Source organism: Kitasatospora sp. NPDC057198, from assembly GCF_042670125.1.
GTDB lineage: Bacteria > Actinomycetota > Actinomycetes > Streptomycetales > Streptomycetaceae > Kitasatospora.
This window is the reverse complement of the sequence record NZ_JBHUWH010000174.1, coordinates 1-14711: the sequence shown is the minus strand read 5'-3', so window position 1 is coordinate 14711 and position 14711 is coordinate 1. Positions and strand designations below refer to the sequence as shown.

General features: G+C 74.8%; 12 protein-coding genes and 1 riboswitch. Of the genes, 6 read left to right on the top strand and 6 right to left on the bottom strand.

The window, feature by feature from the left end; all coding sequences use genetic code 11:
* Positions 1–74: 74 nt before the first annotated feature.
* Both ACFUEL_RS20235 and ACFUEL_RS20230 read right to left on the bottom strand, forming a co-directional pair.
* Complete coding sequence (locus tag ACFUEL_RS20235; RefSeq protein WP_380237768.1) at positions 75–413, bottom strand: hypothetical protein; 339 nt, start codon at positions 411–413, stop codon at positions 75–77.
* A 223-nt stretch (positions 414–636) separates the two neighbouring features.
* The gene (locus ACFUEL_RS20230) at positions 637–3735 is read right to left on the bottom strand and encodes a SpoIIE family protein phosphatase (RefSeq protein ID WP_380237766.1); all 3099 of its coding nucleotides are present in this window, start codon (positions 3733–3735) and stop codon (positions 637–639) included.
* Positions 3736–3871: 136 nt separating this feature from the next.
* On the opposite strand from ACFUEL_RS20230, the gene ACFUEL_RS20225 reads away from it, so the two are divergent.
* From ACFUEL_RS20225 to ACFUEL_RS20210, 4 genes are all read left to right on the top strand, one after another.
* Positions 3872–4819 carry a pseudouridine synthase gene (locus tag ACFUEL_RS20225; protein WP_380237765.1) on the top strand — a complete coding sequence of 316 codons (948 nt, stop codon included), beginning with the start codon at positions 3872–3874 and terminating at the stop codon, positions 4817–4819.
* 105 nt (positions 4820–4924) lie between these two features.
* Positions 4925–5743 (top strand): hypothetical protein, encoded by an 819-nt coding sequence (locus ACFUEL_RS20220; protein WP_380237764.1) that lies wholly within the window; start codon positions 4925–4927, stop codon positions 5741–5743.
* Positions 5744–5941: 198 nt separating this feature from the next.
* On the top strand, positions 5942–6841 hold the full coding sequence (locus ACFUEL_RS20215; protein WP_380237763.1) for a diiron oxygenase: 900 nt from the start codon (positions 5942–5944) through the stop codon (positions 6839–6841).
* Between the two features lie 153 nt (positions 6842–6994).
* Positions 6995–8158 (top strand): CapA family protein, encoded by a 1164-nt coding sequence (locus ACFUEL_RS20210; RefSeq protein WP_380237762.1) that lies wholly within the window; start codon positions 6995–6997, stop codon positions 8156–8158.
* A 22-nt stretch (positions 8159–8180) separates the two neighbouring features.
* Here the strand turns inward: ACFUEL_RS20210 and ACFUEL_RS20205 are convergent, their stop codons facing one another.
* A complete protein-coding gene (locus tag ACFUEL_RS20205) occupies positions 8181–9404 on the bottom strand; it encodes a transglycosylase family protein (RefSeq protein WP_380237761.1) in 1224 nt (407 codons plus the stop codon).
* A gap of 3 nt (positions 9405–9407) precedes the next feature.
* Positions 9408–9576, bottom strand: a riboswitch (cyclic di-AMP (ydaO/yuaA leader).
* A 504-nt stretch (positions 9577–10080) separates the two neighbouring features.
* On the opposite strand from ACFUEL_RS20205, the gene ACFUEL_RS20200 reads away from it, so the two are divergent.
* Both ACFUEL_RS20200 and ACFUEL_RS20195 read left to right on the top strand, forming a co-directional pair.
* Complete coding sequence (locus ACFUEL_RS20200) at positions 10081–11439, top strand: MFS transporter (RefSeq protein ID WP_380237760.1); 1359 nt, start codon at positions 10081–10083, stop codon at positions 11437–11439.
* A gap of 118 nt (positions 11440–11557) precedes the next feature.
* Positions 11558–12883, top strand: a complete 1326-nt coding sequence (locus ACFUEL_RS20195; RefSeq protein ID WP_380237759.1) for an MFS transporter — start codon at positions 11558–11560, stop codon at positions 12881–12883.
* 122 nt (positions 12884–13005) lie between these two features.
* Here the strand turns inward: ACFUEL_RS20195 and ACFUEL_RS20190 are convergent, their stop codons facing one another.
* From ACFUEL_RS20190 to ACFUEL_RS20180, 3 genes are all read right to left on the bottom strand, one after another.
* Entirely contained in the window at positions 13006–13146 is a 141-nt protein-coding gene (locus tag ACFUEL_RS20190) for a hypothetical protein (protein ID WP_380237758.1), read from the bottom strand.
* Positions 13147–13822: 676 nt separating this feature from the next.
* Complete coding sequence (locus tag ACFUEL_RS20185) at positions 13823–14104, bottom strand: pyrimidine/purine nucleoside phosphorylase (protein ID WP_380237757.1); 282 nt, start codon at positions 14102–14104, stop codon at positions 13823–13825.
* Positions 14105–14221: 117 nt separating this feature from the next.
* On the bottom strand, positions 14222–14711 hold a 490-nt coding region (locus tag ACFUEL_RS20180; protein ID WP_380237756.1), incomplete at its 5' end, for a tyrosine-protein phosphatase.

Here is a 14711-nt window from a genome sequence, read left to right as displayed (position 1 = left end):
CGTCAGATTTGTATACGTCACAGGGCGCAGCGCACCGGTCTCGCGTCGCCGCCCTGGGCGAGGGCGTCGCCGCCCTACGCCAGGGATGAGCCGCACAGCGCCTCGGCGTCCCCGCCGATCGCGCCCGCGTCGCCGCCCTCGGCCCAGGCGTCGCCGCCCGTCGCCAGGGACCCGCCGCCCAGCGCGCCCGCGTCCCCGCCGACCGCGCCCGCGTTCCCGTCCTCGGCCCAGGCGTCGCCGCCCACCGCGCCCGCGTCGCCGCCCTGGGCCGCCGCGTCGCCGCCGACCGCCAGCGCCCCGTGCGGGTGCATGTGGTGGTGGTGCGAGTGCGCGGAGGCGGTGCCCGCCGTGCCGAGCAGGGCGAGACCGGTGAGGAAGGTGGCGGTGGTGACCTTGGCAATGCTGGAACGCATCGGGTTCTCCATGCTCGGCGCCCAACGCGTTGGCGTCGGACGCGGGTTGGTGCCGGACGCGACGATCATCGGCGCCCGCGGGCCCGCACCGCACGCCGCGGGCCGGGCGGTCACCCGGCCGGGGCAAGCGCACCGCCGCGACGGGTGAGCGCGGTACCGCCGGATGCCGTACCGGCAGGTCGCGCGGTTGACGGGCCCGTGCCACAAGGGAGTTGGCGCCGCGTCAGTGCGAAGATCGCACCGGCAGCTCCATCTCGAACCAGACCGCCTTGCCGTCCCTGGTCGCCCGGCTGCCCCAGCGGTGCGCCAGCTCGTTGATCAGCAGCATCCCGCGCCCGCCCTCGTCGTGCTCGCCCACCGGCCGCAGCCGCGGCTCCCGGCTGTCCGCGTCCGACACCTCCACCGTCAGCAGCGCCCCCCGGAACAGCCGCAGCTGCAGCGGCGAACCGGCGTGCAGCACCGCGTTGGCCAGCAACTCGCCGGTCAGCAGCACCACCGGATCCACCAGCGAGGCCAGCCCCCAGTCGGTCAGCGTCCGCCGGGTGAACTCCCGGGCCTGCCGCAGCAGCGCCGGATCGCCGGACAGCGCCAGCGTCGCCAGCCGGTCCTCGCCGACCGGCCCGGAGTGCGCCATGATCACCGCCACGTCGTCCTGCCCCAGCGTCGACCCGAACGCCCCCAGCACCGCGTCGCAGCCCTCCTCCAGGGTCGGCTGACGGCGCGTCACCATCTCGCGCAGCAGCTCCAGGCCCTCGTCCAGGTCCTGCCCGCGCCGTTCCACCAGGCCGTCCGTGTACAGCACCAGCAGCCCGTCCTCGTGCAGCGGGAAGCGCACCGACTCGAACGGCACCCCGCCGACGCCCAGCGGTGCCCCCGGCGGCGGCTCCACCAGCCGGGCCCGGCCGTCCCGCTCGGAGAGCACCGGCGGCAGGTGGCCCGCCGAGGCCAGCACGCACTCCTCGTCCACCGGGTCGAACACCGCGCACACGCAGGTCGCGAACTGGCCCTCGCCGAGCTGCGCGGTCGCCTCGTCCAGCCGCCGCAGCACCCGCGCCGGATCCAGATCCAGCGTCACCAGCGTCCGCGCCACCGTCCGCAGCTGGCCCATCGTGGCGGCCGCCCGGATGCCGTGTCCCATCACGTCGCCGACGATCAGCGCCACCCGGCCGCCGGTCAGCGGCACCACGTCGAACCAGTCGCCGCCGATCTCGTCACCCACCGTCGAGGGCAGGTACCGGTGGGCGATCTCCAGCCCCGGCGTGCCGTGCACGTCCTGCGGCAGCAGGCTGCGCTGCAGGGTCAGCGCGGTGTCCCGCTCCCGCCGGTACAACCGGGCGTTGTCGATGCACACCGCCGCCCGCGCCGCCAGCTCCTCGCCCAGCGCCCGGTCCGCCGGGGTGAACGGCTCGGGGTTCGCCAGCCGCACGAACTCCACCCCGCCCAGCACCTGGCCGCGCGCCAGCAGCGGCACCATCAGGTACGAGTGGATCCCGGCGTCCAGGCCCGGCTGGACCCGGTCCGCGTGCGCGACGATCCGGCGCAGCTCGAACTCGTCCACGTGCGGCACCAGGATCGACCGGCCGGTGCGCATCGCCTGCGCGTACAGCTTGGCCGAGTGCGTGGTCTCCCCGACCTGGTCCGCCGCCCCGGTCAGCAGCGTGCCGTCCTCCCGCTCGCCCACCGCGACCGCGCGCAGCGCCACCGAGCCGGACTCCGGCACCGGCTCCGGGTCCTCGCCGGTCAGCACCGCCTCGCGGATGTCCACCGTCACGAAGTCCGCGAACCGCGGGATCACCACGTCCACCAGCTCCCGCGCGGTGATCGCCAGGTCCAGCGTGGTGCCGATCCGGGTGGACGCCTCGTTCAGCAGCGCCAGCCGCTGCTGCGCGGCCTCCGCCGCCTCCAGCGCCCGCTGCCGCTGCTCGGCCGCGTCCCGCTCCCGGGTGTACAACAGCGCGTTGTCGATCGACACCGCCGCCCGGGCCGCCAGCTCGCTCGCCAGCGCCAGGTCCGCCCGGTCGTACGGCGCCGCGCTCCGGGAGCGGAAGAACGTGGCCGTGCCGATCGCCGCCCCGCGCGCGATCAGCGGCACCACCATCAGCGAGCGCACCCCCTGGGCCCGGATCGCCCCGCCGCGCACCGGGTCGTCCGCGAACCAGCTCATCGCCGCGCCGTCGGTGCGCGGCACCAGCACCGGCCGGCCGTGCGACAGCGCCCACGCGTACGGCGTGCTCGGGTGCAGGCGCTGCACCGAGCCCACCGGCGCGATCGGGGTCATCCCGCTGCCCGGGACGGTGTGGAACGCCAGCCGGCGCAGCACCGCCGTCCGGTCCGCCCGGCCGGGCAGCACGGCAGGCTCGCCCCGCACCAGGCCGTCCAGCACCTCCACCATCACGGTGTCGGCCAGGCTCGGCGCGGCGGTCTCGGCCAGCTCCCGGGCCGTGGTGGCCAGGTCCAGCGTGGTGCCGATCCGGGTGGACGCCTCGTTCAGCAGCGCCAGCCGCTGCTGCGCGGCCTCGGCGGCGGTCTCCGCCTCGAAGCGGTCGGTGATGTCCACGACGGTGGTGCACACCCCGAGCACCGTGCCGTCCGGCTGCTCCAGCCGGAAGGTCGACACCGACCAGGCGTGCTCGCGCTCCGGGTCGGCCGCCGTCCGGCCGTGCGTCCGCAGGTCCACCAGGGGCTGGCCGTCGGCCAGGATGCGGCGCATCGTCGCCTCGGCGGCCCGGCCGTCGATCCCCGGCAGCACCTCGGACAGCCGCTGCCCCAGGTGCCGGTCCACCGGCAGCCCGTTGATCCGGGCCAGCGCCTCGTTCAGCCGGACGAAGCGCAGCTCGGTGTCGAACACGCCCATGCCGACCGGCGACTGGGTGAAGAACCCGTCCAGCACCGCCAGGTCGGCCGCCAGCCGGCGCACCTCGCTGACGTCCGAGGCCACCGCCAGCACCATCGGGGAGCCTTCCCGGTCCAGGACCGGGAAGGTCCGGAAATCGAGCCGCACCAGGTGCCCGTCCCGGTGCCGCACCGGGAACACCCCCGCCCAGGCGCGGCCGCCCAGGATCCGGCCGAACAGCTCCAGCGCCTCCGGACGCCGCTCCGGGCCCACCAGGATGTCCGCCGCGCGCGTCCCCACCGCCCGCTCCGCGGAGAAGCCGAGCAGCGCCTCCGCGTCCGGGCTCCAGTGCAGGATCCGGCCGTCCGCCGCGATCAGCGCCGTCGCCACCGGGATCGACAGCAGGCCGTCCGGTACCGGCGCGCCGCCCGCCGCGTACGGGGAGGCGGGGCGCAGGCGGGGAATCGTGCGCTGTTCGTCGGTGTCCATCTGGCCACCTGCCGTTCCGGGGGGCGGTCACCGCCCTGCCATCGTCGCACGGCGGGCCGCCCGCGCCCATACGGGTGACCTGCCGCTATGGTGGGCAGGATGGACACCCGTCGGACGAACCCCCCGGTGGCGCGCGGTGGTGCGTAGGAAACCCGCCCCGGTCAGCCCGCTGCCGCAGCGCGACGGCATCGACCCCGTGCACGTCAGACTGCCGCTGGACGGCACCTGGCCGACGGTCCGCGCCTACCTGGAGGAGCGCTACGGCACCGCCGCCGGGGACGGGCGGATCGGCACGATGCTCGCGGCCGGCGAGTTCGTCGCCGCCGACGGCCCGGTCGACCCCGACGCGCCCTACCGGCCCGGCGGCCACGTCTGGTTCCACCGCGAACCCGGGCCGCCCGAACCCGTGGTGCCCTTCCCCGTCGAGATCCTGCACCGCGACGAGCGCATCGTGGTCGCCGACAAGCCGCACTTCCTCGCCACCACCCCGCGCGGCAGCCACGCCACCGAGACCGCCCTCGCCCGGCTGCGCCGCGACCTCGGCCTGCCCCGGCTCAGCCCCGCCCACCGCCTGGACCGGCTCACCGCGGGCGTGGTGCTGTTCGTCGCCGACCCCGCGCTGCGCGGCGCCTACCAGGGCCTGTTCGAGCGCCGCGAGGCCGTCAAGGAGTACGAGGCGGTCGCCCGGTACGAGCAGGGCGCGGCCGCCGGGCTGCCCGCCGTGGTGCGCAGCCGGATCCGCAAGGACCGCGGCCGGCTCGACGCCTACGAGGTGCCCGGCGAGCCCAACGCCGAGAGCCGGATCGAGCTGGCCGAGGCCCGCGGCGCCCTGGGCCGCTACCGGCTGGCCCCGCGCACCGGGCGCACCCACCAGCTGCGGGTGCACATGAACGGACTGGGCCTGCCGATCCTGGGCGACCCGCTCTACCCCGAGGTGCTGGGGGAGGACCGGGCCGAGGACTACCGGCGCCCGCTCCAGCTGCTGGCGCGCTCGCTGGAGTTCACCGACCCGGTGGACGGCCGGCGGCGGCGCTTCACCAGCGGGCGGGAACTGGCGGCCTGGCAGGACCCGGCGGGTTGGTAGGACCGGGGAGCACGGGGCCGGCGGCTCGTCGCGCCCCAGTGCGCCGGCCGGCCCGTGGAGCCGCGGCGGGGCCGGCGGCGGTCGTCCGGACGATACCCTGCACGCGTGATCGAACACTCGAACGCAAGCCTCGCCGGCCTTCTCGACCGTGCCGCGGACGGGCACGAGCCCGCGCCGGAGGCCGTGCTCGCCGCACTGTTCGAGGGCGGGGCGTTCGTTCCCGTCACCGACACCGCGTCGGTGGTGTTCGTCCCCGGCGACGGGCAGCAGCCCACACTGCTCGGGTTCACCGACGCGGCGCTCGGCACGCAACTGCTGCCGACGGCCGCCGGGACGGTGCACTGCGACGTCGCGCGGCTGAGGGACATCATGGAGAAGACCGGCGTGGCCGTGCTCGTGGTCCGCTCCGTGGACGGACAGGCGACCTTTCCCGAACAGGTGCTGCGGAACTGGGCGACCTACGGGTCCGGGGCGGAGACGGAGCCGGCGTGGTCCACCGATCCGGTGGCGGTCGCCCTGCGCGACGCACTGGCCCGGCGGATCCGCGAGTTCCCCGCCGTCCGGTCGGCGTGGGTGGCGCAAACCCGGTGGCAGGCCAACGGCGGAGAAGACTTGGTGCTGTACGTGGCCGTGGACGAGGACCTGCCATCGGCCTCCGCCGACCGCCTGATGCAGGTCCTGCTCCGCGAGGAGGTGGAGCTCGACCCGGGGCGCTCGAGGGTCGGGATGCTCGCCCTGAACACCACCACCCACGCCGGAACCATCGCCGAACTCGACAGCCGGGGCCTGGACACCGTGCGCCACGACCCTGCATCGGGCCAGGTCCGGGTGGTCTCCCGCGAGTACGACGACCCGTCCGCGGCCCCGGCGGAGGACGCCGCGCCTCAATCCCCTCCCCGGCGCCGCTGGTTCGGCCGCTCCTGACGGGGCGCCGCCGGGCACCCCCTGCGGACCCCGTCGGCCCCGCCGGAACGGCGGGCCGTCACGGGATGCGAGAAGCACGACCCGGTGGTCGGTCGGGGCCGCTTCGCGCGCGGTGTATTGACGGGAAGTCTAATAACTTCTACCTTCGCGGCAGTGCCACCACTCCACCCTCTCCGCCCCCACCGCGAAGGAGCCGGCATGCCGCCCCAGCCCGCCCGCACCGCCCCCGACCGGGAGCGCACCGCCGAACGCCTGCTCGCCTCCTCCGCGAAGCTCTCGTTCAACCCCCTCACGGACGTCGACTGGGACGCCGACCCCGTCCCCGGCGCCTACTACTGTCCGCCCCGGCACCTCTCCCTCTACGGCACCGACCTCTGGGAGCGGATGACCGAGGAGCAGCGGATCGAACTCTCCAAGCACGAGGTCGCCTCCATCGCCAGCGTCGGCATCTGGTTCGAGGAGATCCTCATGCAGATGCTGCTGCGGCACGCCTTCGACCGGGACCCGACCAGCAACCACGTCCAGTACGCGCTGACCGAGATCGCCGACGAGTGCCGGCACTCGATCATGTTCGCCCGCATGATCGCCAAGATGGGCGTTCCCGCGTACGGCGCCGGATTCGTCGCCCACAACCTCGGCCGGCTGTTCAAGGCGATCTCCACCCACAGCCAGACCTTCGGCGGCACCATGTACGTCGAGGAGATCCTGGACGCCTTCCAGCGCGAGGTGATGAACGACGACACCCTCCAGCCGCTCACCCGCCAGGTCTCCCGGATCCACGTCATCGAGGAGGCCCGGCACATCAGCTACGCCCGCGAGGAACTCGTCCGCAAGCGCCTCGGCCCGGTCCGCCGCCGGTACGAGCAGCTGTTCATCGGACTGATCGTCTACTACGCCACCACCGCGCTGATCCACCCCCGGCTCTACGCCGCCGTCGGCATCGACCCCAAGGTCGGCAGGGCGGCCGCCCGCGCCAACCCGCGCTGGCGGGCCACCAAGATCGAGATGGCCCAGAAGGTCGTCTCGGTGCTCGACCGGGCCGGACTGGTCGGCCGGACCAACCGCTGGCTGCTGCGCGCCGCCGGGGTGGTGGCCTGAGCGGACGGGCCTTCAGGACGTTGCGGGCCCGGCCCGGGACGGCCCCGGACGGGACGGGACCGGGATCGTGATCATTCGGTGTCCGTGTGGACTTCCGGTGTTCGACCGGCGCAGATAAAGTGCGTCGTCACCGAACTGCCGGGGGGTCCGTTCATGCACCGCACCACGGTCGGCACAGCCGCCGCCGTCGTCCTACTGCTCAGCACCGTCGCCGGGTGCGGCGGGTCGGAGCCCTCCACGGACCGGGCCGGCGCCGGCACCGCTACCGCCACCGGCACGGCGGCCTCGGCGTCCGCGACGCCCGCGCCGACGGCCGCCGCGTCCACCGGACCGGCCCCCGGGGCGTCGGAGGGGAGCGCCCCGGCGAGCCCCGGCGGCAGCATCACGGTGGCGTTCGCCGGGGACGTCCACTTCGAGGGGCGCACCGCCTCCCGGCTCGGAGCGGGCAGGGCCGACACCGCACTCGGCCCGATCTCCGCGACGCTCTCCGCCGCCGACCTGGCGGTGCTCAACCTGGAGACCGCGATCACCAGCCGGGGCAAGGCCGAACCCAAGACCTACACCTTCCGCACCACCCCCAAGGCGCTCGACGCGCTCAAGGACGCCGGCGTCGACGTGGTCTCCCAGGCCAACAACCACGCCGTCGACTTCGGCCCCGACGGCCTCGCCGACACCCTCGCCGCCAAGGCCGCCTCCCCGATACCCGTGGTCGGCATCGGCAAGGACGCGCAGGAGGCGTACGCCCCGTACGTCACCACCGTGCGCGGCGTGAAGGTCGCCGTGCTGGCGGCCAGTCAGGTCAACGAGATCACCAACCAGAAGTGGCGGGCCGGCGCCCACAAGCCGGGCATCGCCTCCGCCCTCGACGAGACCGCGCTGCTGCGCGCCGTCACCGCGGCGAAGGCGCAGGCGCCGGTGGTCCTGGTCTACCTGCACTGGGGCGACGAGGGCGTGGCCTGCCCGACCCGCGCGCAGAGCGGCCTCGCCAAGAAGCTCGCCGACGCCGGAGCGACCGCCGTGGTCGGCACCCACGCCCACACCATGCTCGGCGCGGGCATGCTCGGGAAGACCTACGTGGCGTACGGCTTCGGCAACTTCCTCTGGTACGGCACCTCGAACTACACCGCCTCCGACGAGACAGGCGTCACCACGCTCACCGTCACCGCCGACGGCCGCGTCACCGGCGAGACCTTCACCCCCGCCCACATCGACGGCCGGGGCGTACCCGTCCCGCAGGGCGGGAACGCCGCGAAGGCCGCCCAGCAGCGCCGCGACGGCCTGCGCGGCTGCACCGGGCTGGCCGCCGTCCCGAAGTGACGGCGGCTCAGCCGGGGGCGGATCAGCCCAGCTCGAGCACCTGGCCCGGGCGGATCAGGTCCGGGTTCTCGCCGACCACCTGCTGGTTCGACTTGTAGAGCTCGGACCAGCCGCCGTCCAGCGCGTGCTCGCGGGCGATGCCGGCCAGGCTGTCACCGGGGGAGACGGTGTAGGGCAGCGCGGACGGGGCTGCGGCTTGAGCCGCCGGGGTGGCCGGGACGTCCGGCGTGGCGGCCGGGGCCGGGGTCGCCGTGCCGCTGGTGGGTGAGGCGTCGGGGGCGGCGGTGCCGGTGGCGCCGGAGGAGTCGGTACTGCCGGACGGGCTGGGCGACGGGGTGGCCGGGAGGGTGGGGAACAGGCCGTTCCCGTTCCCATTCCCGTTGTTCCCGTTTCCGTTCCCGTTGTTGCCGGTGCCGTTCGGGTCGCCGTTCCCGTTCCCGTTGCCGTTGGTGCCGTCGGTGGGCGCGGTCGGGCTGGGCGTGGCGGTCGGGTCGGTGGGCAGCAGCGGGGTGGCCGGGGAGGCCGACGGGGTGCTCGGCGTGGCCGGGGCGCCCGTGGGGTCCGTGGTGGGCGCGGTCGGGGCGGAGGTGCTCGGTTGCGGCTGGGGACGGCTCAGCTGCATGTAGCGCTCGTACAGGCTCTGGTGGCTGGTCCAGAACCAGGCGCCGTTCTTCTCGTACCAGTACACGTGCGAGACCGGGTCGTAGCCCGGCAGGCCGGAGAACACCGGGGCGGCGTTCCCGCTCGGGACGGTGCTGCCGTCCGGGGCGGCGTTGACCGCCGCGATGCCGCGGGCGCCGCGCAGCGAACCGGTCTCGTCGGCCGAGTCGTTGTCGTCGACGACGCCCGGCGCGGTGGCGGTGCTCAGGCCCGACTCGTCCACGCACGAGGACCAGGGCGAGGGGCCCTCGGTGGCCAGGATCCGCTCGGCGACGGCGATCTGCTGGCTGCGGGTGGCCCCGTTCGGCAGCGGGGCGAACTGGGTGCCGCCGTAGTCGGTCCAGCGCTGGGCGTTGATCTGCAGGCCGCCGTAGAGGCCGTTGCCCGCGTCGGAACTCCAGTTCCCTCCGCTTTCGCACTCGGCGACCCGGTCCCAGACCGCGCTGGGCGCGGCGTGCGCGCCGGACACGGCGAGCAGCGGCAGGGCGATGCCGACGCCGGCCACACCGGCCGCCGCGATCGCGCGCTCGGCCGCCTTCTCCGCCGGACCCTGTCGGCGGTGACGTCCCGGACCCGTGAAGAGCATGCGAGATCCTCTCCGCACGCCTGCGAGGTGAGCTGTCGGGTTCGGACCGGGAGGGAGGCCCGGCCGCCGCGCCCCGGTTCACCCGGTGCGGACGGCTTCACCCCTAGCCGTGGGGAACGGCAACAATCGTGGTTCCCCCGCCCCTGTCCAAGGGTTGTGGTGGTCGACCCGACGGCGCGATGGACAGGGTTCGGCGTTCTCGCGTGCGGGGCCCGGTGGTGCGGGCTGGGAGGAGCCTATTCACTCGAACGTGGCAATCACAAGCGCGTCGCGCCGGGATCACGCCTTCGTCACGTCGGTTCCCGCGTGGTGTGTGGACGACCTGTTGACGGTGCCCCGGGTGGGAGGCGGGCGTCCGTCGGGTACGGGAGGTCGGCGGACCGGCTGGAGAAGTGTGGCCGATCGGTGGGATTGGGAGGAGGGCGAACGGGGAAGGCCGGCGCCCCGGTTCGGCCACGGGAGGGGTTGGGAGTTGCCAACTTCCTTGCGGGGGGAGGAAGTTAGCCGGAATCAGGGCATTGACGGCGTTGCGGATAAATGGCGCGACAGGGGGTTCGTGGGCTTCCTACGATCGCCGTGCTCGCCGTCCTCGTGCGGCGGGTGCGCTGCTCCGGCCCCTCCGGCCCCTCGGGTCCGTCGGGTGTGCCGGGTGCGCCGGGTTCGTCGAGGAGGTCCCATGCGCGTTCCGGTCCCTGAAGTGCTCCGTACCGAGCGCCAGTTCGCCCGGCTGTTCGTCGGCCAGTCGTTGTCGGTCCTGGGGGACCGGGTGTCGTTCGTGGCGCTGCCCTTCGCGGTGCTGTCCGTCGGCGGCTCGGCCGCCGACGTCGGCCTGGTGACGGCCGCCGGGCTGCTTCCGCTGCTGGTGTTCACGCTGGCCGGGGGAGTCTGGGCGGACCGGATGCCGCGACAGCGGATCATGCTGGCTTCCGACCTGGTGCGCTGCGCCGTCCAGGCGGCCGCCGCCGTGCTGCTGCTCACCGGTACTGCCCGGGTCGGTGTGCTGGCGCTGCTGATGGCGCTGTTCGGCGTCGCGGACGCCTTCTTCCTCCCCGCCTCCAGCGGGTTGCTGCCCCTGCTCGTCCCCGCCGACCGGCTGCGCGAGGCGAACGCGCTGCGCGGATTCGTGCAGTCGGCCAGCCTGGTGGTCGGGCCCGTGCTGGCCGGGGTGCTGGTCGCGGCGGCCGGGCCGGGCGGGGCGCTGGCGGTGGACGCCGCGAGTTTCGCGGTCAGCGCCGCCGTGCTGGCCCGGCTGGGGCCGGTCGGCGCGGTGACGGGCGGGGTGCCGGACGGGACGGTGATGGGCGGGGTGCCGGACGGGGCGGGCGCCGGGGCGGGTGCCGCCGACCCGGGGCAGGACGGGCGGCTCGGCTTCCTCGCCGAACTGCGGGTCGGCTGGCAACAGGTGCGCAGCCGGACGTGGGTGTGGTCGGGGATGCTCGCGATCGCGGTCTACCACGTAGTGGTGCTGCCCTCGGTGTTCGTGCTCGGGCCGGTGCTGGCGGAGCGCGAATGGGGCGGGGCCGGCGCGTGGGCCGTGGTGGTCATCGCCTTCGGCCTCGGCGCGATCGTGGGGGACGTCTGCGCCTACCGCCTGAAACCGGCCCGCCCGATGGCGGTCGCGGCGGTGGCGTTGGCGGTCGCCTCCTGCCAGGCGCTGGTCATCGGGTCCGGCTCGCCGGTCTGGGCGATCGCCGCACTGGAGGCGGTGACGGGGGTCGGGGTGTCCCTGTTCTTCGTGCTCTGGGAGACCTCGCTCCAGGTGCACATCCCGGAGCGGGTGCTCTCCCGGGTCAGCTCCTACGACCACCTGATCTCCGTGGCCCTGATGCCGCTCGGACTGGTGCTGGCCGGCCCGCTCTCCGACAGCCTCGGTGTGCGGCCCGCACTCTTCGGGATGACCGCCCTCGCCGTCCCGGCCGCGCTCGCCCTGCTCGCCCTCCCCGCCGTCCGCCGTCTGCCCGCGAGCCTGCCGGACGGGCTCGACACGGCTCCCGGGCCCCGGAAGGCCGCTCCGGAGGAAGTGGTGGGGGCATGATCCCACCCATGGGTCCAATAATCCATAAAGTATTGGAATATGATGGTCCGCTGACGGGCCGACCCCCGCCCTACCCACGTGCCGCCGCACGCACGCACCAGCCAGGAGAGCACCGCCCATGACCCTCGGTACCCTCGCGCCTCCCACTCCTCCCGCCGGGCCGGAGGAGCGCCCGATCAGGCTCGGCCTGCGCGCCAACCTCGCCCAGTTCGGCCTGCTGGTTGCCGTCAACGCCCTGGTCGGCGGCACGCTCGGGCAGGAGCGCACAGTGCTCCCGCTGCTCGCGGACCGGGTGTTCCACCTGTCCGCCCACACCGGTGCACTGACGTACATCCTGGCTTTCGGCGCGACCAAGGCGGTCACCAACTTCTTCGCCGGGACGCTCTCCGACCGCTACGGCCGCAAGCCGGTCCTGGTCGCGGGGTGGCTGGTCGCCCTGCCGGTCCCCGCCATGCTGGCCTGGGGCCCCACCTGGGGCTGGATCGTCGCGGCCAACGTGCTGCTCGGCGTCAACCAGGGGCTCACCTGGTCCACCACCGTGATCATGAAGATCGACCTGGCCGGCCCGGCCCGCCGCGGTTTGGCCATGGGCCTCAACGAAGCCTCCGGGTACCTCGCGGTGGCCGTCACCGCGACCGCCACCGGCGCGATCGCCGCACACTGGGGCCTGCGCCCCGCCCCCTTCCTGATCGGCGCGGCCTACGTCGCGCTCGGCCTCGGCCTGGCCGCGGCCGCCGTCCGGGAGACCCGCGAGCACGCCCGCGCCGAGGCCGCCACGCGTCCGGTCGTCGCCCGTCCGGTCGCCGCGCCTCCGGCCGCCGTCGGAGAACCGGCGGCCCCGGGCACCGCCCGAATAGCCCGCGCCGTCAGCCTCGGCGACCGGGCGCTGTCCGCCGCCAGCTGGGCGGGCATGGTCAACAACCTGAACGACGCCCTCGCCTGGGGGATCTTCCCGCTGCTGTACGCCGCGCACGGGCTGGACCTCGGCCGGATCGGCATCCTCGCCGCGCTCTACCCGGCGGTCTGGGGCGCGGGGCAGATGCTCACCGGCTGGTGGTCGGACCACATCGGCCGCAAGCACCTGATCACCGCCGGAATGCTGCTCCAGGCCGCCGCCCTCGGCCTGGTCGCGGTCGGCACCGCCTTCCCGGTGTGGGCGGCGGCCCAGGCCCTCCTCGGCGCGGGCACCGCCCTGGTCTACCCGACCCTGCTCGCCGTCATCGGGGACGTCGCCCACCCCGCCTGGCGGGCCCGGGCCGTCGGCGTCTACCGGCTCTGGAGGGACGGGGGATTCGCGATCGGGGCACTGGTTGCGGGCGTCCTCGCCGACGCCTACGGCCTGACCGCCGCGATCTGGGCCGTCGCCGCCGTCACCGCCGCGGCCGGTGCCACGGTGGCGCTGCGGATGTACGAGACGCACCCGAAGGCCGGGCGGGAAGGCTGAGCCCTCGTCCGCCGGGTTGCCGCGGGCGAGCGGTCCGGCCGCGGGCGGAAGAAGCGGCGGAGCGGCGGTAAGAAGGGGAGCGGGGGCGAGATGAGGAGGGCCGGCCGGGCGGTGGCGGGTGGTCAGAGGAAGAGGGAGACCAGGCCGGCGAGCAGGGCCAGTACGGGCAGCCCGGACAACCAGGCCAGGCCCACGCGGCCGGACGGGCCGAGCCCCGTCCGGGCCGGTCGGCCGAGGCGCTTGCCGCGGCGGACGATCAGCATGGCCGCCCCCAGACAGGGGCCCAGGAGACCAGCCACAGACCGAGCAGGAACATGCCCACGTTCCCCGCCGCGTCGTGCGCGCCGAGCTCGAAACAGTCACCGCCGGGGAGCAGCTGACCTTCAGGGCGGTGCCCCGGGAGTAGCCATGGGGGAGGTTGTGGAGCTGCCACTCGCCGTCGACGGTGTCGGCGCTGCCACGGTCGCCGTGCCCGAGGCAGGAGAACGTCTGGGAGCGCCCACCGCCGTGGTCGGCGCGGGAGTCGACGGTCATCACCAGCGGGGGAGTGCCCTGCCAGCCGACCTGGTAGCTGAAGTCCACCGAAGACTTGAAGGAGAAGTAGCCGCCGCTCAGGGTGAGGACCAAGAGCCCGAAGACCAGGACGGACAAGCCGCAGCCCCGGCGGCGCCGCCCAGGCGGGGCCGCGACCGCGGGTCGCTTCGGATCATGCGGGCGGGCTCTGCCCGTCCGGGGCTCCACGGTGCTCGGGCGACGAAGTGGTCGGCCCACACCGTAGGGCTCCTCCGCCGAGCCGTGGCGGGGTTGACTCGATCTTTGCCGGGCCCGGCCGCTCCCGAAGGGCTGGTTCCCCGCCGGCCCCCACCCGTCCTACCCGTCCTACCCGTCCCACTGGCCTCACCGGCCCCACCGGCTCCTTCGGCCGGTGGGGCCACGGGGTCAGCGGTACTCGCAGAGGTAAGCCGTGTCGACCGAGACCTGGAGCTGGAACTTGCTGTCACCCGGAACGGAGAACCGCTCACCGGCGGAGAAGGTCTGCCACTCCTCGGTGCCCGGGAGCTTGACGGTCAGCGCGCCGCTGACCACGTGCATGACCTCCGGCGCGGCGGTGCCGAACTCGTACTCGCCGGGGGCCATCACGCCCACGGTGGCCGGGCCGTCGGCCGAGGTGAAGGCGACCGACTTGACCGTGCCGTCGAAGTATTCGTTGACCTTGAGCATGCGCGTTCTCCTGCGGAAGGTGTGCGGAACGGCGACCGGGGCGTCGCGCGCCCGGCCGCGGCGGGGGCGAGCCTATCGGCGCGGGCCGTCCGGTCGTCGCGGGCGTCCGCTGGTTGGTCACCGGCCGGCGGCGACCTCCGGCAGGGGGTGGAACGCGGTGTGCAGGGCGGTGAGTTCGGCGGTGACCCCGTGCTCCGGCACACCGAGCGGCGATCGCAGCGGGGCAACCACCACCCCGGCGCGCCGCTCCGCCGTGGGCAGCTGCCGGACGGCGGCCACCGCGGGCCGCCCGTCGAGTCCGCCCGTCGAGTCCGCCCTTCGACGGGCACAGCTCGGCCTGCTCCTCCGGTCGGCGTCGCGCGGCGAAGACCGGGACGTGCGGGTGCCGGATGCTACTGCCCCGAGCGCGTCCGGCCGGGCGGCGACCGCCGGCGCGCTGCGCAGGTCCAGCACGGTGCGCACGCCCAGGCCGTGCGGTGGCCGCGTGCCGACGGGCACCAGCCGGTTCGGCGCCCCGGAGCGGTACGACACCCCGTGGGGGAGCGCGCCGGTGCCGCCCGCGTCCCGGAAGTTGCGCACCCCGGGGAAACCGGGCGACTCCGGCGAC